Raw genomic sequence first — 24,610 nt, 5'->3', positions numbered from 1 at the left:
CTGAAAGCCCACCCTACCTGTTGGCGGCGAGGGTGATGGCAGACAGGTAGGGTGGGCTTTCAGGCCAACTTTTGTCAGATGTCGTATCGTTTGCTGATCTTGTTGACCAGTTGCCCAGACGCCAAAGCAACATCCTCGTCAAAGTGCCAGTCTCTGAACCCTCGGCTTTGATAATAGGTCAGCCCGCCTGTGTTGTCCGCGCGGATCGTGGCATTGATCCACACATAGCCCAGTTCTTTTGCCGCTTTTGCCGTCGCATCGAACAGCGCCGATCCAATCCCTAGGCCGGTTTGACCCACCTTCACAAATGTGGCGATGTCCACGGCATCGGGTGGCAGCTTTGGATGGGGTTCAAGCAGTTGAAACCCAACGACCTCTTCTTGTTCATTCACCGCCACATGCCAGGCGGACCCGCTTGAATGGCCTGCCATCCAGTCTTTCAGATCATCGCCTGTCACGGGTTTGGTCAGCGCGGTTGTCCCACCGATTTCGATGATTTCATTCAACAGCCGCGCCATGGAGGCGCAGTCGAGAGGCAATGCCGGTCGCACGTGAATCATCCCATTTCCTCCAGGAGCATTGCGTGACGCTCGGTAAAGGCGCGGCGGGTCTCGACCGGCGGGCGCAACACGATCTGCAGGTCGTCCATGGCTCTCGCGTCCGGCTTGCCAAAAAACTTGCTGGCCTCAGCTTGTGAAAACCCCGCAATCTGCGTGGCTTCCATCCAGGCGCTGATCTTGTCGGCCTTTTTGATCTGTTTCTTGATCTGAACGGGAATCGCTGCTGGCAGACCGAACCGAATATGCACCGCTGCCGCCAGGCGATCATCCAGCGCGCCATAGTCCGGACCAACGGCTGCCTTGACCGGGGAAATCATGTCTCCGATGACATATTCCGGCGCGTCATGCAGCAGCGCTGCAAGACGCCATTTGGCAGGCGCTTTTGGGGCGATACGGCCAAAAAGCGTCTCTACCAAAAGCGAATGCTCGGCCACGGAGTAGGCGTGATCTCCTCGTGTCTGGCCGTTCCAACGCGCCACGAAGGCCAAACCATGCGCGATATCTTCGATTTCTATGTCGACGGGCGTCGGGTCGAGCAGGTCAAGCCTGCGTCCTGACAGCATCCGCTGCCATGCGCGTGCCGGCGATCTGGCCATATCGGGTCATCCTCGTGTGTTTGCACCTGATTATCCCGCGGCCCGGTCACTGGCAAATCCCTTCCTCACGATAAGAGCACAGGAATGTGCGGCCCGGCGCGTCGCAAATCCGCCTGATCGAGCTTATATTGACAGTATAAACAGCAACAGGCGCACGGCGTCTTATTACCTTCATGCGGTGCGCCCCTGATCAAGGAGCAATCCCATGTTTAAACGTCTTTTTTCGGCAGCCCTTGTCTTTGGCGCAGCAGCGCTTGCGCCCCCCTTGGCGGCCCAGACGGCCTGCCTGCCACGCGGTGACCTCGTCAATTCGCTAAAAAGCACTTACAGCGAACAAATGGCGGGTGGCGGTCTGCAAAACGCGTCGCGACTGATCGAAATCTGGACCTCCCGACGTACCGGCAGTTTCACCATCTTTATCACGCGCCCGGACGGTATCAGTTGCGTGGTTGCAAGTGGCCAGGACTGGTACTCGGTCCCGCAACCTATTGGCGAAGGTGTCAAAGGGTAAGGTCGTATTACTCCATTGTCCCTTTTAAGCCCCGGTGCTATCTGAACGGCAACTTTGGATGCAGGGAATGTAAATGATGGCAGAAGATTTTATCGTGCGTGACATCGCGCTCGCCGACTACGGGCGCAAGGAACTCGATATTGCAGAAACGGAAATGCCGGGCCTGATGGCGCTGCGCGACGAGTATGGCGAGAGCAAGCCGCTCAAGGGCGCGCGGATTGTGGGTTCTCTGCATATGACCATCCAGACGGCCGTTCTGATTGAAACGCTTGTGGCGCTGGGCGCGGATGTGCGCTGGGCGTCCTGCAACATCTTCTCCACGCAGGACCACGCAGCAGCCGCGATTGCCGCAGGCGGCACGCCTGTCTTCGCGATCAAAGGTCAGTCGCTGGAAGAGCACTGGGACTATCTCGACAGGTCGTTCATGTTCCCTGAGGGCCCGAACCTGATCCTGGATGATGGTGGCGATGCGACACTGTATATTCTGCTTGGCGCCCGTGCCGAAGCCGGAGAGGAAGTTATTCCTGTTCCCGGCTCTGAAGAGGAAGTCGCGATCAAGGCGCAGATTAAAAAGCGTATGGAAGAAAGCCCCGGCTGGTTCACAAAAATGCGCGACCAGATTGTCGGCGTCTCGGAAGAGACGACCACCGGTGTGCACCGTCTGTATGAACTGGTGCGCGAAGGCCAGCTGCCCTTCCCCGCGATCAACGTGAACGATTCCGTGACCAAGTCGAAGTTCGACAACAAATACGGCTGTAAAGAATCGCTGGTCGACGGTATCCGTCGTGCGACAGACACCATGATGGCGGGCAAGGTTGCCGTTGTGATGGGCTACGGCGATGTGGGCAAAGGCTCTGCCGCCTCGCTGCGCGGTGCCGGTGCGCGGGTGAAGGTCACCGAAGTGGACCCGATCTGTGCACTGCAGGCTGCGATGGACGGCTTTGAGGTTGTGCTGCTGGAAGATGTGGTTGGTTCCGCGGATATCTTCATCACCACCACCGGCAACAAGGACGTGATCCGCATCGAGCACATGCGCGAGATGAAGGACATGGCGATTGTCGGCAACATCGGCCACTTTGACAACGAAATCCAGGTTGCCGCGCTGAAGAACCACAAGTGGACCAGCATCAAAGAGCAGGTGGACATGATCGAGATGCCGAATGGCAATCGTCTGATCCTGCTGTCTGAGGGTCGTCTGCTGAACCTCGGTAACGCAACGGGCCACCCGTCCTTTGTGATGTCTGCGTCTTTCACCAACCAGGTACTGGCCCAGATTGAGCTGTGGACCAAAGGCGACGAGTACAAAAACGAGGTCTACATCCTGCCCAAGCATCTGGATGAAAAAGTGGCCCGTCTGCATCTGGACCGGATCGGTGTGAAACTGACAGAGCTCGACAAGGATCAGGCAGCCTATATCGGCGTCGCCCCCGAAGGGCCGTTCAAGCCGGAACACTACCGCTACTAGGCGCGTGCCGGATCAGCCGGAGACAGAGCCTGACAAGATCAGACGCCGCCCCGCATTAGGTCGGGCGGCGTTTGTCATTCTGTGCGCCGCCCTGTTCGGTGCGTATCGTTTGATGACCCTGCCGGATACGCCCCTGCCCGCCGCCTGGAACCCCATGGCACCGCTATCCGTCAATGATCCGGTCACGCCATTGACCCACTGGAAACTGAGCCGGGCGCTGGCCGCGCCCGAGGTATGTCTGCAGGCATTGATGACCGGGGCCGTGGCGCAACCCCTGCCCGATCTCGTGGAAAACGCCCAATGCGGCATTGCCGATCAGGTCTTGCTGTCCGGTGTCTCCGGTGCACGTCTCGATCCGTTGAATACGCGGTGCCAGACGGCGTTGCGTATGGCGATGTGGCTGCAGCACGGGGCGCAACCGGCTGCGGAAAACCATTTCGGACAGCGCATTGCCCGCGTGAACCATATCTCCAGCTATTCATGTCGACCCATTCGTACGCCCCGTGGCACTGGAGCGCGGATGAGCACGCATGCACGGGCCGAAGCCGTGGATGTCGCTGGCTTCGTGCTGGCGGATGGCACGCGGATTTCACTGTTGGAAAGTTGGGGGGAAGATGGTCCGGCGGGCGCTTTTCTTGCGGATGTGCGCAATGCGGCCTGTACGTGGTTTCGCCTGACGTTGGGACCTTCCTTCAACCGATTGCATGCCGATCATTTCCACCTGCAGCATCGCGGCAGTGGCCTGTGCCGGTAAGCAGGGCTTTGCAACGGGGAATGCGACAGACAAAAACTCCTTTTGTGAATGGAAATATGTGATTAGTCTTGCGCGCAACGGTCGGACACCCCGGCCGATTTTGCCAGGTGGGAGAATTTTTATGGGCAAACGGGACGATTTGATTGCGCAATATGCAGATGATCTGAAGAGTAAATGTGGCATGTCGCCGGACATGGATTTGCTGACAAAAGTCACAATCGGCTGCGGCCCCTCAATCTATGATGCGGATGCGGCGACCGTTGCCTCCAGCCAGGCGGGCGAGATTGAAACCGTGAAAAACAACTTCCTGATCAAGAAGCTGGGCCTGTCCGATGGGCCTGAGCTTGATGCAGCGATTAGCAAGGTTATCGAAACCTATGGTCAGTCGGAGCGCAATAAATATCGCGCTGTTGTCTACTACATGCTGACCAAACACTTTGGCAAAGAAGCCGTTTACGGCTGATCAAGACCAAAACGTGATCCGGAGCGCCTTCTTTTCTTAAGGAGGCGTTTCTTTTTTAGCAGGCTTTTAAAACACTGAAAAATTGCAATTCTTTGCTGCCTGATGTAGCAATTACTCATCCGGCCAGCATGGCCAGGACCAGTTTCAAACACGTGCGGTGGATATGGGAGCACGTGGGGTGAAGAAGGGTTCTGGCGTCATGTCAGGACCCTTCGTCTTTTTTGCCGGACCTTTCAGAACAGTGTCAAAACGATACCGATCACGGTACAGCCGAATGTAGCATATCCGCCATCGATCAGGATCAGGCTGCGCGGTCGTGCACCAAAACTGTAGAACGTTGCGATCCAGGGGCTGACGAGAAAGAGCCCGATGCCCAGACCCGAGACAAGCCCTTTGCCCACCGTGTCAATTGCGCTCAGCTCAAACACATGTCGCATCATGCCGGCCACAAGGATCGCGCCCAAAAGACTGGTGATATAGGGAATCGGGTCTGATCTGTTGGCGGGTTTGCCGCTCTCGTCTCGTGCTACGCCTGACGCCGCCATCCATCTATCGGCCAGCACAGTGTACCAGACGGCTCCAAACATGAACCCCGCCACCCCGGCGATCAAAACACTCAGATATTCCATAATTGCCTCCCGTATTCTGACGGGAGACTGCCATCAAGAAGGCAACCCGGCTAGTCCGAAACGCCGGTCATCTCGCAGATAATCTGCCATTCCTTTGCGGTCACCGGTTGCACCGACAGCCGTGAATTGCGGACCAGCACCATCTCGGACAGGCGCGGATCTGCTTTGATATCATCGAGTGTAATGGGCGTTTTCACCGGTTTCACCGCCTTGATGTCCACGCATTCCCACCGCTCATCCTCGGTGGTGCTGTCAGGATGCGCCTCGGCGATGACCTCGACGATGCCAACAATCGCGCGCTCTTTTTGCGAATGGTAGAAAAAGCCAAGATCGCCCACGGCCATCTCGCGCATGAAATTGCGGGCCTGATAGTTACGCACACCATCCCATTCCTCACCCGCGTCGCCCTTGGCGACTTGCTGATCCCAGCTCCAGGTCGTGGTTTCGGATTTGAAAAGCCAGTAGTTCATCAGCCGATCACCCTGTTCCATGGGATCAGATTAACGGATTCGAACAGCCCTGCCTTGCCGTAGGGATCGCCGTCGGCCCATATGCGGGCCTCATCCATGTCGGCGACATCCAGGATGATCAGTGATCCGATCATGTCACCCACATGGTCCAGCAATGGGCCCGCCTGCTGCACAGCCGTGCCGGATTTCAGGTATTCCACATGCGCGGGCCGGTTTTCCTGTCGTACAGACAGTGCGCCGGGTTTGTCATGCGCTATCAGGGCAACAAGCATCTATTCTTCCTTCAGGCTGCGCGACAACAGGTCATGCATCGCTTGGCGCACATCCAACCGTTTTTCGACCAGCCCCGCAACCGCAGAAGTAATCGGCATGTCCAACCCTTCCTCGCGCGCCAGCGCATCGGCGGCGCGGGCGGTGGCCGCACCCTCCACGGTGATTTTGTCGTCGAACGCTTCCGCTTTGCCCAGCGACAGCCCAAGCCGGTAGTTGCGCGATTGTGCCGAGGTGCAGGTGAGCACGAGATCTCCAAAGCCCGACAGGCCTGCCAGCGTGTTCGGATTGGCACCCTTGTGCAGGGCCAGCCGCTGCATTTCCGCGAACCCGCGGGTCAGGACGGCGGCGCGCGCGCTTTCGCCCAGCCCGGCCCCCATCGCAGCGCCACAGGCGATGGCAATCACGTTTTTCAGCGCCCCCCCCAGGGTCGCGCCCACCACGTCGTCACTGCGATAAAGCCGCAAAACCGGCGTCGAGAGGGCCTCCTGCACCTGTCGCCCCAGATCATCATCCGCGCAGGCAAGCGTCAGACCGGTGGGCAGGCCCGCCGCGATGTCGCGGGCAAAACTCGGCCCTGTCAGCAAGGCAGTGCGCGCGCCGGGCAGACTGTCTGCAATCACCTCCAGCGGTCCCTTGCCCGAGGTCAGGTCCATCCCCTTACAGCAGGCCACCAGCGTCTTGCCGTCCAGCGCTTCGCGGTGCTCCTGCAGGAAGGACCGCAGCTGCTGCATGGGGACGGCCAGCAGCAGGATATCCACTTCGGCTGCGCGGTCGATATCCGGGGTGACGGCCAGCGCCGCCGGAAAGGGTCGATCGGGCAGACGGGATTTGTTTTCATGATCCCGAGACATCTCCTGCACATGCTCGGATGAACGGGCCCAAAGCTGAAGCGGGGTCTTTTGCGACAGGCTGATGGCGAGCGCTGTACCAAATGCGCCTGCGCCCAGAACCGAAATCGTCATGCCTTGGCTCCCTTCTTGCCACTGCCCAGCATGGCCGGGCTGGTCTGGTCGAGCGGCCAGCGCGGGCGGGCGGAGAGATCAAAACCATCCGCCGGACGGGTGGCCATCTGCTCCAGCGCGGCAAAGGCGATCATGGCTGCATTATCCGTGCAAAGTGCCAGGGGAGGCGCAACGAATATAGCTCCATTTCGCAGCGAAACAGTCTCTAACGCGGCGCGAATGGCCCAGTTGGCCGCAACGCCTCCGGCAACACATAGTGTCGGTTGCGCGGGTGACAATGCGCCGTAAACCGCAAGGGCACGTTTGGTTTTTTCCGCCAGCACGTCGACCACTGCCTGCTGAAACCCGGCGCAAAGATCGGCGCGCGCCTGTTGTGGCAGCCCGCCATGCTCAGAGACGATGGCATCCCGCGTCCGCAGAACGGCTGTCTTCAGCCCCGAAAAGGACAGGTCACATCCGGCACGGTCCAGCAATGGACGCGGCAATGGAAAACGGCTGCTCGTTCCCTGCCGCGCTTCCTGTTCCACGGATGGGCCGCCCGGTTGCGGCAGGCCGACAAGACGCGCGATCTTGTCAAACGCTTCGCCGGGGGCGTCGTCGATTGTGCCGCCCAGACGCTCGAACCGTCCGGGCCCATGTACGATTAGAAACTGGCAATGCCCGCCCGAAACCAGCAGCATCAGGTAGGGATAGGCGACATCATCCGTGAGGCGGGGCGTCAACGCGTGGCCTGCGAGATGGTTGACGCCGTAGAGCGGCAGCCCCGTTGCGGCAGACAGTCCCTTGGCGCACATCACACCGGACACAACGCCCCCGATGAGGCCGGGGCCAGATGTCACACCAATTGCATCGAGGTCTGAAAAACTGCAATTTGCCTTTGTTAGAGCCTCTTCCACGCAATGATCGAGCAGCTCGGCATGGGCCCGGGCGGCAATCTCTGGGACGACACCACCAAAGTCGGCGTGCAGTGCCGTTTGCCCCTTTACGACAGAGGACAGAATGTCGGTTTGACCGTCTTCGTGCCGTCGCAGAACCGCAGCGGCAGTGTCATCGCAACTGCTTTCCAGACCCAGGATTGTCGTTGATCGTGTCACGCGGTGACCCCGTTGCATGCGTCTTTGCCCGCAGGTAACACCGTAGGGGGCCGCAAACAATGCCGAGGGTTTTCATGGGCACCGCCCCCATACCGTTGATCATGACCCGCCCGGTTGAGGCGAATGCGCGATTTGTGGCGCAATTGCCCGTGTCATTGTCCAAGCGTCTCGAGGTAATCGAAAGCCCGCTTGTCGAAATTGTGCCCGAGCGCGCAGATTTTGAGATTGGCCCCGGCGAGGCCGTGATTTTTACCTCTGCGAATGGCGTTCAACACGCACCAGACGGGCAGGGCAGGCAGGCTTTTTGCGTCGGTCAGCGCACGGCAGAGGCGGCAGGCGCAGCAGGATGGGAGAGCGTGTTTTGTGGTCAGACTGCGGACGCGCTGGTCTCTTCCATGTTGGCGGCGCCGCCTGCTGTAAGGCTCTGGCATCTCGCGGGGCGGCACACGCGGGGACAGATTGCGGAACGTTTGACCGCTGGCGGGCTGCAGGTGACGCGGGTCACGGTCTATGATCAGGCACTGAGACCACTCACCGCACAGGCCAAAAGCCTTCTGAAACAGGCAAAAACGGTGATTGTACCGATTTTTTCCCCGCGCACGGCCACCCAGTTTGTGCAGGAATGCCCGGCAGGGGCGCGTCCACATATCGTTGCGCTCAGCGAGGCCGTTGCGGCACCGATGGGGCAGCTAGGCTGCGCTTCGTTGGAAGTCGCGCCTGCGCCGGACGCACAGGCCGTGGTCAAATGCCTTGAAAAGGTGATGGCGCGCATCAGCTTGGGTTGAAGAAGTGAGGTGCGCGCGAGTAAGGTTCCTAGGTGCGCCGCTGGGGTAGATTCGAAAAGGTGGATGTTGTGGCAAAAGCAAAAAAACCAAAAGACGACACCGCGCCGGAGCAAGCCGCAAGTGAAACGCGCAACGATATTTCCGAAAATGTGACAGCAGGAACCGGGGCAGAGGATGCCTCCGAGACCAAGGTAGAACCATCGACGGAGGTCGAGACCTTGGCCCCGCAGGATGTGATCACGGATGCTGACACACCCAAAGAGGACTCGTCCGCCGCAGCGAAAGCGGATGAGACCGCGCCTGAGGAGCCTGCAAAGGATGATGCGGTCAAAGCGCCGTGGTCCGTTTCCGAACCGGACGCCACCGAAAAAACGGATGATGAACAGACTGAGGATGCGTCGGAGACCCGGGATGTAAAAGATCAGGCGGTGCTGCAGCACCCGTTGCCGGTGCCTGCGCCGGCCCCGCGCCGCAGCAGTTTCTGGCCTGCGGTGTTTGGCGGTGTTGTCGCGGCGATGCTCGGGTTCATTGCGGGGCGTGGCGACTTGCTGGATGCATATTTCCCTCGTGCCGATCTTCCGGAACCGGTCGATCTGACGCCGCTGACCGAAGAAACCGCCGCTTTGACCGCGCGGGTTCAAGATCTCGAAAACGCACCCCCCGCCGCCGTGCCGGATGGTGATGCCATCACCGCGGGCCTCGATGATGTCTCCAGCGCGCTTGAGGCCATGCAGTCCACCCTGCAGGCCCAAACGGCTCGGATTGACGCGCTGGAAGCCCGCCCTGAAACCGGGACCACCGCACCGCCGGTAGACAACAGTGCCGAGATCGAAGCCTTGCAATCGTCAATCGCGGCGCTCGAAGCGCGTTTGGCTGAACAGGATGCCCAGGCCAGCGCGGAAGCGGCGCGATTGTTGGCACGGGCCGCCCTGACGCAGGTTGTGACGGCCGTGGAAAATGGTGAGGCGTTTGAGCCTGCCCTGGGCGCGCTCGAAGAAGTAGCGCCCGTTGAGGTGCCGGATGCCCTGCGCAGCGCTGCGGCGGAAGGGGTGCCCAGCATGACGACGTTACGAGAGAATTTCCCGGATGCCGCACGGGCCGCATTGGCCGCCGCGCGGGCGGACGTTCCGGAATCGGAGGTGGCGGGCATTGGTGGATTTTTGCGGCGGCAACTGAGCGCCCGTTCTGTTACCCCGCGCGAGGGGTCAGACCCGGATGCGGTGCTGTCGCGGGCTGAAGCAGCGGTCAGGTCTGGTGATCTGGAGACAGCGCTGACCGAATTGGCCGCGCTGCCTGAGACGTCGAAATCTGCGATGCAAACCTGGCTGGACGGGGCAAATGCCCGCAAAGAGGCGCGCGACGCTGCTCAGGCTCTGTCTGACAGCCTGACGGTTAATTAAGGAAGACGAATTCATGCTCTGGTCCCTCATCAAGATTATCCTCTTTGTCGGTGTTGTCGCGTTGCTGGCGCTCGGGGCCGGATACCTGTTGGAAAGCGAGGGCGGTGTTCAGGTCACCGTCATGGGCAGCGAATACACCTTTGGCCCGCTGCAGTCGGTGATTGCCGTCGCGGTGCTGGTGGTGGCGCTCTGGGTATTGCTCAAACTGGTGTCCCTGCTGGTGGCGACATGGCGTTTTCTGAACGGAGATGAGACGGCCCTGTCGCGATACTTTGACCGCAATCGCGAGCGCAAAGGGTTCGATGCGCTTTCCGAAGGGATGATGGCGCTGGCCAGCGGTGAAGGGCGGCTGGCCATGACCAAGGCGGCCAAGGCCGAGAAATATCTTGGCAAACCGGAGCTGACGAACCTCCTGACGGCGCAAGCGGCTGAGTTGGCAGGTGATCGGCAGAAGGCGGAGGAAACCTACAAGAAACTGGTGACCAATGACGCCACGCGGTTTGTGGGCGTGCGCGGTATTCTCAAGCAGAAACTGGCGGATGGGGATACCGAAACGGCGCTGAAACTGGCGGAAAAAGCCTTTGCGATCAAACCCAAGCACGAAGAAACGCAGGACGTGTTGTTGCGGCTGCAGGCGCAGAAAGAAGACTGGTCCGGCGCACGCCAGACGCTGAGCGCCAAGCTCAAGCACGGTAATCTGCCGCGCGACGTGCATAAACGGCGCGATGCGGTGCTGGCCTTGTCCGAGGCCAAGGATGTCTTGTCGGACGGCAGCGGTATTGAGACGCAGGAAAAGGCGATCGAGGCCAATAAACTGTCACCTGATCTGATCCCGGCGGCGGTCATGGCTGCGCACAGCTACATCGAAAAAGGCAAACCCCGCCTTGCCACGCGGTTGCTGAAAAAAGCGTGGGACGTGGCGCCGCACCCTGATCTGGCCGCTGCCTTTGCCGCCATTGAACCCGACGAAACGTCGGAGCAGCGCCTGAAGCGCTTTGCCTCTCTGACGCGCAGCAATCCGCAGCATCCTGAAACGCGCATGCTGCTGGCCGAACTTCACATCGCAAACGAGGACTTCCCCGAAGCCCGTCGCGCCCTTGGGGATCTGGTGGAAACAGATCCGACCGCGCGATCTGTGACCTTGATGGCGGCTATCGAGCGAGGCGAGGGCGCAGATGACGCGGTGGTGCGCGGTTGGCTCGCGCGCGCGCTGACTGTGTCACGCGGTCCGCAGTGGATTTGTGACAATTGCCAGCATATCCACGCGGAATGGGCGCCGATCTGCGAAAATTGCGAGAGCTTCGACACGCTGGCGTGGAAGACGCCACCCCTTTCCGAAGTGGCGATGCCCGGGGGCGTGCAGATGTTGCCGCTGATCGTGGGCGCGGTTGAAGATGACGTGAGCAAGGCACCGGATGACGATGCTGCGGATGACGTTATCGAAGACGCGGAGCTTCTGGAGCCAGATGTAACTGATGTCGACGTGGTTGAGAGTGAGCCCGCCCTGGAAGAGAAACGCGCCTGAGGTCTTGACCTTCCAGTAACTGGAGGCCTTATCTCTATCCCTGAACCGCTTCGGGGGCCTGCGCGTGCTGGACACTCAAAAGATCACACTGACCGTTGAAAACATGTCGTGCGCCTCCTGCGTGGGACGTGTGGACCGTGCCCTCGCAGAGGTACCGGGTGTCATTGACGTCGCCGTCAACCTCGCAACGGAAGAGGCGACCGTGCATGTGCGCGGCGATGGCCCTTCGGGGGAAACCCTTGCGCTTCAGGCGACGGAGGCCGGATACCCTGCCAAAGTCCTGCAGGGCCGCGACGCGGATGATCAGGCCAACCGCCAGAGCGCGCAGGCCGACGCGCTTGGAAAACGCACATGGATTGCGGCGCTTTTGACGCTTCCGGTCTTCGTGTTGGAAATGGGCGGGCATATGGTCCCCGAATTCCATCACTTCATCGCCCGTACGCTTGGCACGACCCAAAGCTGGTGGCTACAGGCGTTGCTCACCACAGGAGTTTTGCTGGGCCCGGGTCGGATGTTCTACGTGACCGGTGTGTCGGCGCTGCGCAAAGGCGCACCGGATATGAACAGCCTTGTCGCCGTTGGGACATCCGCCGCCTATGGGTATTCGCTCTGTGTTCTTCTGGCGCCGGAGTTGCTGCCTGCCGCTGCGCAGGTGGTCTATTTCGAAGCGGCAGCGGTGATCATCACCTTCATTCTGCTGGGCCGATGGCTGGAAGCGCGCGCCAAGGGCAAGACCGGCGCGGCCATCCGGTCCTTGCTGAAATTACAACCGAAAACGGCGCAGGTGCTGCGGGGCGGGGTCGCGCAAACCGTCGCTGTCGACGAGATTGTGCCCGGCGACATCATCCTGCTGCGTCCGGGAGAGCGGGTGCCGGTCGATGCGGTGGTCACCGAAGGCGCCAGCCACATCGATGAAAGCATGATCACCGGGGAACCGATGCCGGTGGAAAAATCCCTCGGCGACCCGGTGACGGCAGGCACGATCAATGGTCCCGGCAGCCTGCGCCTTGATGCCAAGAGGGTCGGGGCCGACACCGTGCTCGCAGGGATTATCCGCATGGTGCAGGAGGCCCAAGGCGCGAAGCTGCCCATTCAGGCACTGGTTGATCGGGTGACGCTCTGGTTCGTGCCGGCAGTGCTTGGCTTGGCTACGCTGACGGTGGTGATCTGGCTGGTTTTCGGACCAGAACCGGTGGTGTCACACGCGCTGGTGGCGGGCGTTGCCGTGTTGATCATTGCTTGCCCCTGCGCCATGGGGTTGGCCACGCCAACGTCGATCATGGTGGCCACAGGACGTGCTGCGGAACTCGGGGTGCTGTTCCGCAAGGGTGATGCCTTGCAGGCGTTGGCGGATGTGGATCTGATTGCATTCGACAAAACCGGCACGCTGACAAAAGGTGAGCCCGTGTTGACCGACTTCAGGGCCTTGGGTGATTTTGACCGCGCTTATGCCCTGGCGCTGGTGGCGGCAGTGGAGGCGCGGGTGGAACATCCCGTGGCGGGCGCGATCGTCGACGCTGCGCGTTCGGATGTCGCCCAGGTTCCAGACGCACGTGACGTGACAGCGCTCAGCGGGCTGGGGGCCAGAGGATCGGTAGACGGCCATGTGGTTCTGGTGGGGTCGGACCGCCTGATGCAGGAAGAGGGCATCGATTTCGGCGACGCGCTGGGGCAGGGGCACATACTGGCAGCGCAGGGAAAAACCGTGTTTTTTGCCGCCATAGACAGCAAGCCCGCCGCTCTGATTGCGGTGTCCGATCAGATCAAGCCCAACGCGGCGGATGTGGTCGCCAGACTGCGGGAACAGGGGCGGCGCGTCGCCATGATCACCGGCGACAAACAGGAAACCGCAGAGGCCGTGGCCGCCCGGCTCGGGATCGACGAGGTTGTCGCTGGTGTCATGCCACAGGGAAAAACGGCTGCGTTAGAGACGTTTCGGTCAGGGGGTATCAAGGTTGCCTTTGTCGGTGACGGCATCAACGATGCGCCCGCTCTGGCCTGCGCGGACGTAGGGATCGCCATCGGCAGCGGGACGGATATCGCCATCGGTGCAGCCGATGTCGTGCTGATGTCCGGTGATCTGCGGGGGGTCAGCACGGCCCTGTCGGTCTCCCAAGCCGCAATGCGCAACATTCGCCAAAACCTGTTCTGGGCTTTTGCCTATAACACCGCGCTTATTCCGGTCGCAGCAGGCGCACTTTACGCCAGCTTTGGTCTGCTCTTGTCACCACAACTGGCGGCTGGAGCGATGGCGCTGTCCAGCCTCTTCGTGCTCAGCAATGCCTTGCGCCTGCGTGGATTGAAAAGGGGGATTGCATGAATATCTCAGACGTCGCCAGCAGCACGGGTCTGCCGGTCAAAACCATCCGCTACTACGAGGATATCGGCCTGATCGCGCCTGCGCGCAGTGCCAATGGGTATCGCCAGTTTTCCGATAGTGATCTACATAAATTGGCCTTTATCGGGCGCGCGCGGTCCTTGGGTTTTGGCATAGACGCCTGCCGCGACCTGCTACGGCTTTACAACGATCAGACGCGCGCCAGTGCGGATGTGAAAAAGCTGGCACAATCCCATCTGGGCGAGATTGATCGCAAGATCGCCGAACTTGGCCAGATGCGCGCAACACTGTCTCATCTGGTCGACGCCTGCGCTGGAAACGACCGGCCCGATTGCCCGATCCTCGCTGATCTGGCAGCAGATCGCAGCAAGGCTTGACCCTTGACGCCAGCCGCAGACCCGTCAGGGTGCGGACATGAGTGAAATCTTCCAGCATCGCATCAAGGTCCTGTTCCAGCACTGCGACCCGGCGGGCATCGTCTTTTATCCGCGTTACTTCGAAATGGTGAACCAGACCGTCGAGGAATGGCACGATAGCGGCCTGCACCATTCGTTTTCGAAAATGCACATGGAATCGGGGCATGGGGTGCCAACTGTCTCTATCGGGGCGGAATTCACCGCCCCCAGCAAGATGGGCGATGTGCTGACATGGTCGCTCTCGGTGCTGCGGCTGGGTCGGACGTCCGCGCACCTGAGCATCAAGGCGCGATGTGGTGACCAGCTGCGCATGACGGCGACGCCGGTGTTGGTTTACGTACATATGGCCTCCGGACGCCCAGTCCCCTGGCCCGAAGACATTAGGTCCCGCATGTCGAGCTACCTGAACGATGGGGCGCAACTGCCCGACTGACGTCAGCGCACTTTTTCGGCGAGGTCTGACAGCATTTCATGCACCTTGTCGGCCCCCACGATCGCCCGGCGCACCAACCTGTCGAACTGTTTCGCGAACCCGCGGATTTGATCCGGGCTGCTGATCACCAGATAGGCGTCGCCGATGTAAAGCGCGACGCGCTGTTTGCCGAACACGGTGAACGGGGCGGAAAACGTCTGCGTCCCATCATAAAGATGCAGCCGTAGCGCCGGGTAATTCTTGCGGCACACGCGCGCCATATAGGCAAGCTGCGCGCGACATTGCTCCGGGTCTGCCCCACGCCAAAGCCCGCTGCGCGCGGATAAATCCTGCAGTGTCTGCACCGGCATGGCAATTTCGACATCCATGTCATCCAGTGAAATTTGGCCCAATACGTTCTCGACCCCACCACCACGGGCGTCCGACACGTCGGCCTCAGGTTCGGGCGCAAGGCTGACCATATCGGGTAGAGTCGAAGGCACATAGCGCAGCTTGAAGCCCGACGCGGCGCTGCGCCATTGGTCAAGCGGCGTCGATCCATCCGCCTGTACCGCTTTTTCGATTTGAACACTTTCCGCCACCTCCTGGCGACCTTCAGGCGCATTTTCGAGGCAGAGCAACCAGTCCACCGAAACCCCGCTGACCCGCGCGATTCGGCGCAGTGTTTCAGCGCGGGGCAAGCGGTCGCTGTCGGGATTGAGAAACTGGCTGAGCGCAGACCGATCCATGCCGACGTCGCGCAGAAATTGCCCCTTACCGGCGGGATGGGACGCCAGCACCTGTTCTAGGCGCTCTTTGAATTGGGCGGAGAGATCACGTTTATCCATGTTGTGAGTATCCAGCAGTTGCGCGGAAACACAACAAAATCATGAAAGCGTGACGAAAGTAATGCATCCAACGCAAATTCACGCTCTTGCGAGATTTGCCAATTCCGTCACCCTATTGCGCGGACATTGCCACATCACACATCATTGAAAGAAAGGGAAAAATTGAAGTCCCCTGACGTGACTACCCCTGCCATTGAATGGCCAACCGTAATCATTGGTGTGATGTGCTATATCGGTTTCACGATATCCACCACCTCTTACGACGCACTCGGACCCTGGATTCCCGGCATTCTCCTCACCCTCGCCCTGACGCTTTACTCCTCCTTCAGCCATGAAGTGCTGCACGGGCATCCGTTTCGGAACGAGACGCTGAACACCGCCTTTGTCTTTCCGGCGCTGGGACTGGCCATTCCCTACCCGCGCTTTCGCGACACACATCTGGCGCACCATCACGATCCCGCGCTCACCGATCCCTACGATGATCCGGAAAGCAATTTCATCGATCCGTCGGTCTGGGCGGATTGGGGTGTGGTGCGCCGCGCGATCTACACGTGGAACAACACGCTTCTAGGGCGCATGTTGGTCGGCCCCGTCATCGCCCTGATTGCCTTTTACAGGGACGATTTTCATGCGATTTTAAAAGGAAAACCCCAAGTTAGAGACGCATATGTCTTTCATTTCTGTGGCCTGGTACCTGTCCTGATTTGGTGGGTCTGGATGGCAGATATGCCGGTCTGGCTCTACTTGCTCTGCGCCTACGCCAGCCATTCGATTCTCAAGATACGGACGTTTCTGGAACACCGCGCCCACGAACGCGCCCGTTGCCGCAGCGTGATCATTGAGGACCGTGGGCTGCTGTCCTTCTTGTTTCTCAAGAACAACCTGCACGCGGTGCACCATGCCTGCCCCCGTCTGCCGTGGTACAGGCTGCAGGGCTATTACATGGCACGTCGCTCCGCGTTTCTGGAGCGCAATGGCGGTTATGCCTATCGCTCCTACACGCAAATTGCGCGATTATTTCTGCTGAAAACCAAGGATCCAGTGCCGCATCTGCTCTGGCAGGACCCGGCGTTTCATATGGAGAAGGACATCCCGATGAAATCCCCGGTGCGAGACCTCTGATATTTTGCTTGTAGTCGCGCCGGGCTTCCCGCTTTGATACCGCCTATTCGGAATCAGAGGGATATTCAGCCATGACAGATACAAGCGCGCCAGTTCTGCTGGATCAATCGGGCGGCATTGCGACAATCACTCTGAACCGGCCGAAATCCATGAACGCCCTGTCAGAGGACATGCTGGCCGCCCTGCAGTCCGCACTGGACCAGATCGCGTCTGATCGGTCAGTGCGCGCGGTTATCCTGCGAGGTGCGGGCGCGCATTTCTGTGCGGGTCACAATCTCAAGGAAATGACCGCCCGACGGGAGGATGCGGATGGTGGCAAAGCCTATTTCAACACGCTCTTCCAGACCTGTTCGAAGATGATGATGTCCATCGTCACCCTGCCGCAACCCGTGATCGCCGAGGTGCAGGGTATTGCTACCGCCGCAGGGTGCCAGCTGGTTGCAACCTGCGATCTGGCCGTCGCGGCGCAGACCTCGCGTTTTGCCACGTCGGGCGTGAATATCGGACTTTTCTGTTCCACGCCCATGGTGGCGCTGTCGCGCAATGTGCCCCGCAAGCAGGCAATGGAAATGCTGCTGCTTGGGGAGTTTCAGACAGCGGAAAGGGCGGCAGAGATCGGATTGATCAACAGCGTTGTGCCAGAGACGGAATTGTCTGATGCAACCCGCAAGATGGCCGTCACGATCGTCGGGAAGGCCCCCGTGGCCGTGAAAATCGGCAAGGAGGCGTTTTATAATCAGGCAGATATGGATCTTGCATCTGCCTACGCCTACACCGGCGCTGCCATGGCGGAGAACATGATGGCGCGCGATACTGAGCGGGGGATCGACGCCTTCATCAGCAAGAAACCAATGCCGGAATGGGCGGATGATTAGGCCCTAATAAGGTTATTCATCAGAAATCGAGGTTCTCCACGCTCAGCGCGTTCTGCTGAATGAATTCGCGCCGCGGCTCCACCACGTCGCCCATCAGCTTGGTGAAAAGATCATCGGCCTCGGCCATGTCATCCACCTTGACCTGCAAGAGCGTACGCGCGTCGGGGTCCAGCGTGGTTTCCCACAATTGATCGGGATTCATCTCGCCCAGACCTTTGTAGCGCTGCAGTGACAGTCCCTTTTCGCCTTCCTGCAGGATTGCATCCAACAGGTCCATCGGCCCGAGGATCATCTGGGTTCTGTCTTTGCGTACCAGCGTGGCGGGCAGGTTGTAGACATCCTGCAGGCTCTGGGTAAAGCTGCCGGTCCGCTTGGCCTCGCCGCCGCGCAGGATGCGACCATCGAGCGTGCGCACCTCTTCCACGCCGCGCAGAATCCGCGCCAGTCGGATGCCGTGATCCTGCGTGATCCGCCCCTGCCAACCGCGTTCGTATTCGGGTGCAATCAGGTTCAGCCGGGCGGCGACCTTGTCTGCGGTGCCTTGCAGATCCGCATCCACCACGCCGGGCGCAAAGGCACCGGCAATCGCCGCCTGCTCCAGAATATGGCGCGGGTAGTGCGTCGGAAAAGCCTCCAGCACGCGGCGCATCTGGCGGGCGAGATCGACAACGCGCATCAAATCCTGTCCGGTGATTTCTTCACCATTGCCTTGCTTAAGCATGGCTCCTTCAATGCCCTGGTGGATCAAATAATCCTCCATCGCCGCCTGATCTTTCAGGTAGACTTCGGATTTGCCGCGCGAAACCTTATAGAGCGGCGGTTGCGCGATATAGAGATGCCCGTTTTCGATCAGCTCCGGCATCTGCCGGTAGAAGAACGTGAGCAGCAGCGTCCGGATATGTGCCCCATCCACGTCCGCGTCGGTCATGATAACGATCTTGTGGTAGCGCAGCTTTTCGATGTTGAACTCATCGCGGCCAATGCCGGTGCCCAGGGCCATGACCAGATTGCCAATCTCCTGGCTGGACAGCATCCGATCAAACCGTGCCCGCTCCACGTTCAGGATTTTCCCTTTCAGCGGCAGGATGGCCTGCGTCTGCCGGTCACGGCCTGTCTGGGCCGATCCTCCGGCTGAGTCCCCCTCAACAAGGAATACCTCGGTCTTCGACGGGTCTTTCTCGGAACAGTCCTTCAGCTTCCCAGCAAGGAAATTCACATCCATCGCCGTTTTGCGCCGGGTCAACTCTCGGGCCTTGCGCGCGGCTTCCCGCGCTTGCGCCGCTTCGATGATCTTGCCCACGACGATGCGTGCCTCGTTGGGGTTTTCCTCGAACCATTCGGCCAATTTTTCGTTCACCAACCCCTCAACCGCCGGGCGCACCTCGGAACTGACCAGCTTATCCTTGGTTTGGGAGCTGAATTTCGGGTCCGGCACCTTCACCGACAGCACGCAGGTCAACCCTTCGCGTGCATCATCCCCGGTGAAGGAGACCTTCTCTTTCTTCGCAATCCCGCTCGACTGCGCGTAATTGTTGATCGTCCGTGTCAGCGCGCCGCGAAAGCCCGCCATATGCGTGCCGCCATCCCGTTGCGGGATATTGTTGGTGAAGGGCAGCACATTCTCGTGGTAGCTGTCATTCCACCACATGGCGATTTCCACGCCAATCTCGTCGCGCTCGCCTTGGATGAAGATCGGCTCTGGCATCACGGAGGATTTCGAGCGATCAAGGTACTTCACGAATTCCTTGACGCCACCTTCGTAAAACAGCTCTGACCGCAGGTTTTCGGCGGGCCGTTCGTCCACCAGAATGATCCGCACGCCGGAGTTCAGAAAGGCCAGTTCCCGCAGACGCTTTTCTAGCGTGTCAAAGGAGTATTCGAGGTTGGAAAAGGTTGCCGTCGACGCCATGAAACGCACCTCGGTGCCCGTCCGCTCCGTCGGTCCCACGACTTCGAGATGCTTGGTGGTGAAACCACCTTCGAACCGCGCAACATGCTCCTTGCCTTCCCGCCAGATGCGCAGCTCCAGCCAGTCAGAGAGCGCGTTCACCACCGACACGCCCACCCCGTGCAGACCGCCCGACACCTTGTAGGAATTGCTGTCGAATTTCCCGCCCGCGTGCAGTTGGGTCATGATCACTTCAGCGGCTGAGACGCCTTCTTCCTCGTGAATCCCCACCGGAATCCCGCGCCCATTGTCGCTGACGGAAACGGAAGAATCCTCATGAATGGTAACGGTAACGGCATCCGCGTGACCGGCCAGCGCCTCGTCGATGCCGTTGTCGACGACCTCATAGACCATATGGTGCAGACCAGAGCCATCGTCCGTGTCCCCGATGTACATGCCGGGGCGCTTGCGAACGGCTTCTAAGCCTTTGAGAACCTTGATGGAATTGGCGCCATATTCTTCTGGCGATTGCTCGTTGTCGGACATGCCGCTACACCTTCGTATTTTTGGTATTTTATAAGGTTTCTAAAGGGGAATGTCACGTCACGGGCACAATATTTTGTGTCAGATGACCGGCAGAACCACACCGACCAAGATCAGCAGAAACCCGGAGATTACATTGATGCGCGCCAGGGTTCGAGGTGCCGTGATCAGGGCCCGCACATGGCTCACACAGGCCGCCAGCAAGAGGTTTCCGATGAGGGGGATTGCAACCGATGCGGCGATGATCGCGCTGACGTCTCCCGCTGTCACGCTGCGCAGGTCAAAGAACCCCGGCAGAACGCCCATGTAGAAGAGCACTGCCTTGGGATTACCGAGAATCGCAACGAGACCGGCGAGAAATCCGGGCCAGAGACCGGGCCGTGTCAGGCGGCTGTCCGTGCTGATCTTCTGATCCGCGTGTCGGATCAGCAAGAGCCCCATGCCGATGAACACTGCGCAAGCCACCCACCGAAGCACCGCCATGAACACATCAAAAACCGACAGCACCCAGGAGATGCCCAGCACGGCAACCAAGGGCCACAGAATATCTCCTACCGCGACGCCCACGGCAAGCGGCCAGGCGGCACGAAATCCGCCGGACAGCGCCCGGGCCATCAGTGCCAGCCATACCGGACCGGGGGTCAGAAACAGGATCACCAGCGCGCCCGCGTATAAAATCAGATCAGACCATGCGATGCTCATGATCGGGGCAGGAGTTCAGAAAGCCCATCTCTATCAAGTACTTCGATGTATTGCGCGCGATCTCCCAAGGCCTCGAAAAGCGCGGGCTCCGTGCCTGTCATCCAGGCCTGCGCGCCAAGGGCTGTGATTTCATCATAAAGTGCCGCGCGCCGATCCGGGTCGAGATGAGCAGCAACCTCATCAAGTAACAAAAGCGGCGGTGCGCCGAAATCCCGCGCCAGCGCCCGCGCATTGGCAAGGATCAGTGAAACCAGAAGCGCCTTTTGCTCCCCGGTTGAACAGTCTTTCGCCGGCACATCCTTGGCCTGATACATCCCATAGAGATCAGCGCGATGCGGGCCAATCAGACTGCGTCCCGCGGCCATGTCACGCGTGCGACTGTCGGCCAATGCCGCGCGCAAATCTTTCTCGGTGTCCGGCAGTTCTCCCTCCGCATGGGTAAGCGTCAACGCCGCTGCAGGAAAGGCAGTGGTCGCATCTGTCTGCGCTCTTGACAGCTGCGCCAAAGCCGCGCGGCGATTGGCATGGACCATGACGCCAGATTGCGCCATCTGCGCCTCAAGCGCTCCGTACCACGCAGGGTCTCGCACCATGTCCTTCAAAAGCCGGTTCCGTTCACGCATCGCGCGCTCGTAGGCTAATGTCGCTTCGGCATGCCCGGGCTCAAAGCTCAACGTCATCCGGTCCAGAAACCGCCGCCGCCCTTCGGCCCCTTCAATCCACAGGCGGTCCATCGCCGGGATCAGCCACAGCACCCGCGCAATCCGCCCCAACGCCACCTGCGCGGCCGCCTTGTCATCGATCTTGACCTGTCGGGCTGCGCCGCCTTCGGACCAGATCTCGATTTCATGCAATTGGTGCATCGACTGCAAAATGCCGGAAAGCTTCCACCCCAAAGCCTCCGGACGCCGCGTCATATCCTCAGCACTGGACCGGCGCAGCCCCCGCCCCGGAGAGAACAGCGAGACGGCCTCCAACACATTGGTCTTGCCCGCGCCATTCGCGCCATACAAAGCCACAGGCCGCCCATCCAGCGCCAGCCGCCCTACTTTATGTGATCGGAAATGCGACAGGGTCAGCGATGTCAGATACAGCGCCATCGCTCGCCTTTCATTGTTCCAAAAATATGCCCGCCGGAGGCAAAACCCTCTTACACGCGCATCGGCATCACGACGTAAACAGCGGATTGGTCATTGCCTTCCCGCATCAGGGTCGGATCGCCGGAGGAGTTGAACAGGAACACCGCATTTTCACGATCCACCTGGCTGGCAATCTCCAGCAAATACTTGGCGTTAAAGCCAATTTCCAGACGCTCATCACCGTAAGCCACAGCCAGCTCTTCCTCGGCGGCCCCGGAATCCGGCGCATTCACCGACAGCACCAGCCGGTCTTCGTCCAGCTGCAGCTTCACCGCGCGCGAGCGTTCGGAGCTGACTGTCGCCACCCGGTCCACGGCCTGCGCAAAGTCGGAGGCGTCCACTTCCAGCTTGCGCGTGTTGCCCTGCGGGATGACGCGGGTGTAGTCCGGGAAGGTGCCGTCGATGACCTTCGAGGTCAGCGTGATGTCGGGCGTGGCAAAGCGTACCTTGGTCTCTGACACCGATACCGCGATTTTCATCTCGTCATCGTCCAGCAGCTTGCGCAATTCGCCGACGGTCTTGCGGGGGACGATCACGCCGGGCATATCCGCGGCACCTTCCGGCAGATCGGCATCGATCCGGGCCAGCCGGTGACCGTCTGTCGCCACGCAGCGCAGCACCTGCCCGCCCTCGGCGTCCGAGACATGCATGTAGACACCGTTCAGATAATACCGGGTCTCCTCGGTCGAGATCGCGAATTTGGATTTGTCAAAAAGCCGTCGCAACACTGGCGCCGGGGCCGAGAAGTTCGAGGCATATTCAGATGATGCCATGACCGGGAAGTCTTCTTTCGGCAGCGTTGCCAGCGAGAAGTTCGACCGACCCGCCTCGACAGTCAGCCGACCCGTCGCGCCATCAGCGGTCAGCGTGACCAGTGCACCATCCGGCAGTTTGCGTACGATTTCATGCAGGGTGGTTGCAGAAACAGTGGTGGCGCCGGCGCGTTCGACCTGGGCCGGGGCCTTGTCGACAACTTCGATATCGAGGTCGGTGGCGCGGAAGCTCACATCGCTGCCTTCGGCTTCAATCAACACATTGGCAAGGATGGGGATCGTGTTACGCCGCTCCACGACGGACTGTGCCTGAGACACCGCCTTGAGCAGGGCTGCGCGTTCGATGCTGATCTTCATGATGCCTTATCCTTCCCACCAGTCGGGACAGGCAAATTACCCTGTTCCACCGACTTCACAAGACTTTTATTGGTTTGTCTGTTGGAAAGGGCAGGGCGTCAAGACCCGCAGCCCTTTTGCAAGGCTGCGGGCCGGATGTGTGACTATTCTTCCAGCGCGCGGCGCAGCAATTCGAGGTCTTCGGCAATCTGCCCGTCCTGTGACTTCAGTTCTTCGATCCGCTTGACCCCGTGCATGACCGTGGTGTGGTCACGCCCGCCAAAACGGCGCCCGATTTCAGGCAAGGACCGGCTGGTCATTTTCTTGCACAGATACATCGCCACCTGCCGTGGCCGGGCATAGGATCGCAGACGCTTGGGCCCGATCATGTCGGAAAGCCGGATGTTGTAGTGATCCGAGACCTTGCGCTGGATTTCCTCGACCGTGATCTTGCGCTCCGAGGCGCGCAGCACGTCCGACAGGCAATCCTGCGTCAGTTCCATGTTGATCTCGCGCCCGACAAGCGAGGCAAAGGCAAAAAGCCGCGTCAACGCGCCCTCAAGCACACGCACGTTAGTCGAAATCCGGTGCGCGAGGAACTCAAGCACACCCGCTTCGACCTCAAGACCCGGATAATTGGCGCGCTGCTGCTCCACCTTGCTCTGCAGGATGCCGAGCCGCAGCTCGTAGTCCGTCGGGTGCAGATCGACCACCAACCCGCATTGCAGACGCGACTTCACGCGATCTTCAAGGTCCTTGATTTCGCCCGGTGCCCGGTCGGCGGAAATAATGATCTGCTTGTTTTGATCAACCAGCGCGTTGAACGTGTGAAAGAACTCCTCCTGCGTGGAATCCTTGCCCGCGATGAATTGCACGTCATCCACCATCAACACGTCAACGGACCGGAAGATTTCCTTGAAATCCATCATTTTACGGTCCCGCAAAGCCTGAACAAAGCGATACATGAACTGCTCGGCCGAGAGGTAGAGGACATTCATTTCGGGACGACGCTGACGCAACTCATGGGCAATGGCATGCATCAGGTGCGTTTTACCAAGACCGACACCACCGTAGAGAAAAAGCGGATTGAATGTCACCGGCCCGCCTTCTGCCACGCGCCGCGCGGCGGCATGGGCCAACTCATTGGGCTTACCGACAACAAAAGTGTCGAATGTAAAGCGCTTGTCCAGTGGCGCGGTGGTCAGCGTGCCGGAGTTTGCGGGTTTCGCAACACGTGGTGCTACCGTTGGCTGGTCTTGCATTGCTGTCTCCTGTGCACCCACGGGTGCGGGCACGGCAAAGCACAGGCGGCGCACAGTAGGATCTTCTGTCTTCAGCTCATGTAGGATCAGATCCGCAAAGTTTTGGTTAACGTAGTTTCCCAGAAAGTTGGTCGGTACATCAAATGTTGCAATTCCATCGTTTGCGGCGCGAAACTCGATTGGTTCAATCCAATTCGTGTAGTTGTTTTGCCCTACGGTCTTCAGCAGTCTCTGCCTCAACTGCCCCCACTTTTCTTTAGTCATGTTTGACCTGTTTTCCCTTTAGCGTTCCCAATTCCGGCGCAGCACCCATGTTTGGTATGCCCCACCGTCTCTATCTTCGTTCCGCAGGCATAGTTCTCCTATCCCGCTCCCACACGGAAACAGGTGAACGCCCGACGGACATATACAGATTAGGCAAAGCCTGATCGAAATACGTTTCCGATTGCTCGGAAGCGCTACCCCGTCA

General features: G+C 59.8%; 25 protein-coding genes. 12 read left to right on the top strand and 13 right to left on the bottom strand.

The genetic code is table 11. From position 1 onward, the window contains the following. Window positions 1-74: 74 nt before the first annotated feature. Together Q1A07_RS09000 and Q1A07_RS08995 are read right to left on the bottom strand one after the other, a co-directional pair. Window positions 75-560, bottom strand: coding sequence for a GNAT family N-acetyltransferase (locus Q1A07_RS09000; protein ID WP_299779950.1), 486 nt, complete (start codon window positions 558-560; stop codon window positions 75-77). Beyond that, window positions 557-1,156, bottom strand: a complete 600-nt coding sequence (locus Q1A07_RS08995) for an HD family hydrolase (RefSeq protein WP_299779948.1) — start codon at window positions 1,154-1,156, stop codon at window positions 557-559. Before Q1A07_RS08995 ends, Q1A07_RS09000 begins: the two co-directional genes overlap by 4 nt. 205 nt (window positions 1,157-1,361) lie before the next feature. Between Q1A07_RS08995 and Q1A07_RS08990 the strand changes: the two genes are divergently transcribed. The 4 genes from Q1A07_RS08990 to Q1A07_RS08975 all read left to right on the top strand — a co-directional run bounded on the left by Q1A07_RS08990 (window position 1,362) and on the right by Q1A07_RS08975 (window position 4,349). Beyond that, the gene (locus Q1A07_RS08990) at window positions 1,362-1,667 is read left to right on the top strand and encodes a hypothetical protein (protein ID WP_299779946.1); all 306 of its coding nucleotides are present in this window, start codon (window positions 1,362-1,364) and stop codon (window positions 1,665-1,667) included. A gap of 76 nt (window positions 1,668-1,743) precedes the next feature. Further along, window positions 1,744-3,132 carry an adenosylhomocysteinase gene (gene ahcY / locus Q1A07_RS08985; protein ID WP_299779944.1) on the top strand — a complete coding sequence of 463 codons (1,389 nt, stop codon included), beginning with the start codon at window positions 1,744-1,746 and terminating at the stop codon, window positions 3,130-3,132. Between the two features lie 112 nt (window positions 3,133-3,244). Further along, a complete protein-coding gene (locus Q1A07_RS08980) occupies window positions 3,245-3,886 on the top strand; it encodes an extensin family protein (RefSeq protein ID WP_299779942.1) in 642 nt (213 codons plus the stop codon). A 121-nt stretch (window positions 3,887-4,007) separates the two neighbouring features. Next, complete coding sequence (locus Q1A07_RS08975; RefSeq protein ID WP_299781382.1) at window positions 4,008-4,349, top strand: DUF2853 family protein; 342 nt, start codon at window positions 4,008-4,010, stop codon at window positions 4,347-4,349. A gap of 233 nt (window positions 4,350-4,582) precedes the next feature. Here the strand turns inward: Q1A07_RS08975 and Q1A07_RS08970 are convergent, their stop codons facing one another. Genes Q1A07_RS08970 through tsaD form a run of 5 tightly spaced genes read right to left on the bottom strand, consistent with a single transcriptional unit; the run spans window position 4,583 to window position 7,777 of the window. Beyond that, window positions 4,583-4,978 (bottom strand): DUF1761 domain-containing protein, encoded by a 396-nt coding sequence (locus tag Q1A07_RS08970; protein WP_299779940.1) that lies wholly within the window; start codon window positions 4,976-4,978, stop codon window positions 4,583-4,585. A 50-nt stretch (window positions 4,979-5,028) separates the two neighbouring features. Beyond that, window positions 5,029-5,448 (bottom strand): EVE domain-containing protein, encoded by a 420-nt coding sequence (locus tag Q1A07_RS08965; RefSeq protein ID WP_299779938.1) that lies wholly within the window; start codon window positions 5,446-5,448, stop codon window positions 5,029-5,031. Further along, entirely contained in the window at window positions 5,448-5,720 is a 273-nt protein-coding gene (locus Q1A07_RS08960) for a YciI family protein (protein ID WP_299779936.1), read from the bottom strand. The genes Q1A07_RS08965 and Q1A07_RS08960 overlap by 1 nt, the downstream gene beginning before the upstream one ends. After that, window positions 5,721-6,683, bottom strand: a complete 963-nt coding sequence (locus Q1A07_RS08955) for an NAD(P)H-dependent glycerol-3-phosphate dehydrogenase (RefSeq protein WP_299779934.1) — start codon at window positions 6,681-6,683, stop codon at window positions 5,721-5,723. It abuts the gene before it with no gap. Continuing rightward, entirely contained in the window at window positions 6,680-7,777 is a 1,098-nt protein-coding gene (tsaD, locus tag Q1A07_RS08950) for a tRNA (adenosine(37)-N6)-threonylcarbamoyltransferase complex transferase subunit TsaD (protein ID WP_299779932.1), read from the bottom strand. The genes Q1A07_RS08955 and tsaD overlap by 4 nt, the downstream gene beginning before the upstream one ends. 59 nt (window positions 7,778-7,836) lie before the next feature. Here tsaD and Q1A07_RS08945 point away from each other — a divergent pair, with 59 nt between their 5' ends. The 6 genes from Q1A07_RS08945 to Q1A07_RS08920 all read left to right on the top strand — a co-directional run bounded on the left by Q1A07_RS08945 (window position 7,837) and on the right by Q1A07_RS08920 (window position 14,674). Then, window positions 7,837-8,562, top strand: a complete 726-nt coding sequence (locus Q1A07_RS08945) for a uroporphyrinogen-III synthase (RefSeq protein WP_299779930.1) — start codon at window positions 7,837-7,839, stop codon at window positions 8,560-8,562. A gap of 68 nt (window positions 8,563-8,630) precedes the next feature. Further along, window positions 8,631-9,962 carry a hypothetical protein gene (locus tag Q1A07_RS08940; RefSeq protein ID WP_299779928.1) on the top strand — a complete coding sequence of 444 codons (1,332 nt, stop codon included), beginning with the start codon at window positions 8,631-8,633 and terminating at the stop codon, window positions 9,960-9,962. Window positions 9,963-9,975: 13 nt separating this feature from the next. Next, on the top strand, window positions 9,976-11,487 hold the full coding sequence (locus tag Q1A07_RS08935; RefSeq protein WP_299779926.1) for a heme biosynthesis HemY N-terminal domain-containing protein: 1,512 nt from the start codon (window positions 9,976-9,978) through the stop codon (window positions 11,485-11,487). A 64-nt stretch (window positions 11,488-11,551) separates the two neighbouring features. Then, window positions 11,552-13,807: a heavy metal translocating P-type ATPase gene (locus Q1A07_RS08930; RefSeq protein WP_299779924.1), complete on the top strand. Its 2,256-nt coding sequence runs from the start codon at window positions 11,552-11,554 to the stop codon at window positions 13,805-13,807. Further along, a complete protein-coding gene (gene cueR / locus Q1A07_RS08925; protein ID WP_299779922.1) occupies window positions 13,804-14,202 on the top strand; it encodes a Cu(I)-responsive transcriptional regulator in 399 nt (132 codons plus the stop codon). The genes Q1A07_RS08930 and cueR overlap by 4 nt, the downstream gene beginning before the upstream one ends. Before the next feature lie 37 nt (window positions 14,203-14,239). Then, window positions 14,240-14,674 carry a thioesterase family protein gene (locus tag Q1A07_RS08920; RefSeq protein WP_299779920.1) on the top strand — a complete coding sequence of 145 codons (435 nt, stop codon included), beginning with the start codon at window positions 14,240-14,242 and terminating at the stop codon, window positions 14,672-14,674. A 2-nt stretch (window positions 14,675-14,676) separates the two neighbouring features. Here the strand turns inward: Q1A07_RS08920 and Q1A07_RS08915 are convergent, their stop codons facing one another. Beyond that, the gene (locus tag Q1A07_RS08915; RefSeq protein WP_299779918.1) at window positions 14,677-15,501 is read right to left on the bottom strand and encodes a helix-turn-helix domain-containing protein; all 825 of its coding nucleotides are present in this window, start codon (window positions 15,499-15,501) and stop codon (window positions 14,677-14,679) included. 177 nt (window positions 15,502-15,678) lie between these two features. Between Q1A07_RS08915 and Q1A07_RS08910 the strand changes: the two genes are divergently transcribed. Both Q1A07_RS08910 and Q1A07_RS08905 read left to right on the top strand, forming a co-directional pair. Then, a complete protein-coding gene (locus tag Q1A07_RS08910) occupies window positions 15,679-16,623 on the top strand; it encodes a fatty acid desaturase (protein WP_299779916.1) in 945 nt (314 codons plus the stop codon). Between the two features lie 71 nt (window positions 16,624-16,694). Further along, entirely contained in the window at window positions 16,695-17,498 is an 804-nt protein-coding gene (locus Q1A07_RS08905) for an enoyl-CoA hydratase (protein ID WP_299779914.1), read from the top strand. A gap of 19 nt (window positions 17,499-17,517) precedes the next feature. Here the strand turns inward: Q1A07_RS08905 and gyrB are convergent, their stop codons facing one another. The 5 genes from gyrB to dnaA form a co-directional block, all read right to left on the bottom strand. Then, entirely contained in the window at window positions 17,518-19,932 is a 2,415-nt protein-coding gene (gene gyrB / locus Q1A07_RS08900; RefSeq protein ID WP_299779912.1) for a DNA topoisomerase (ATP-hydrolyzing) subunit B, read from the bottom strand. Between the two features lie 78 nt (window positions 19,933-20,010). Continuing rightward, on the bottom strand, window positions 20,011-20,631 hold the full coding sequence (locus tag Q1A07_RS08895; protein WP_299779910.1) for a LysE family translocator: 621 nt from the start codon (window positions 20,629-20,631) through the stop codon (window positions 20,011-20,013). After that, the gene (gene recF, locus Q1A07_RS08890) at window positions 20,628-21,731 is read right to left on the bottom strand and encodes a DNA replication/repair protein RecF (RefSeq protein ID WP_299779908.1); all 1,104 of its coding nucleotides are present in this window, start codon (window positions 21,729-21,731) and stop codon (window positions 20,628-20,630) included. The genes Q1A07_RS08895 and recF overlap by 4 nt, the downstream gene beginning before the upstream one ends. A gap of 50 nt (window positions 21,732-21,781) precedes the next feature. Beyond that, window positions 21,782-22,900 (bottom strand): DNA polymerase III subunit beta, encoded by a 1,119-nt coding sequence (dnaN, locus tag Q1A07_RS08885; protein WP_299779906.1) that lies wholly within the window; start codon window positions 22,898-22,900, stop codon window positions 21,782-21,784. Window positions 22,901-23,043: 143 nt separating this feature from the next. Continuing rightward, window positions 23,044-24,405: a chromosomal replication initiator protein DnaA gene (dnaA, locus tag Q1A07_RS08880; RefSeq protein ID WP_299779904.1), complete on the bottom strand. Its 1,362-nt coding sequence runs from the start codon at window positions 24,403-24,405 to the stop codon at window positions 23,044-23,046. Window positions 24,406-24,610 lie beyond the last annotated feature (205 nt).

Origin of the sequence: uncultured Roseobacter sp. (assembly GCF_947492555.1) — a bacterium.
Taxonomy (GTDB): domain Bacteria; phylum Pseudomonadota; class Alphaproteobacteria; order Rhodobacterales; family Rhodobacteraceae; genus Roseobacter.
Note: the sequence above shows the minus strand (reverse complement) of the source record. Positions and strands in the feature narration are given on the sequence as shown.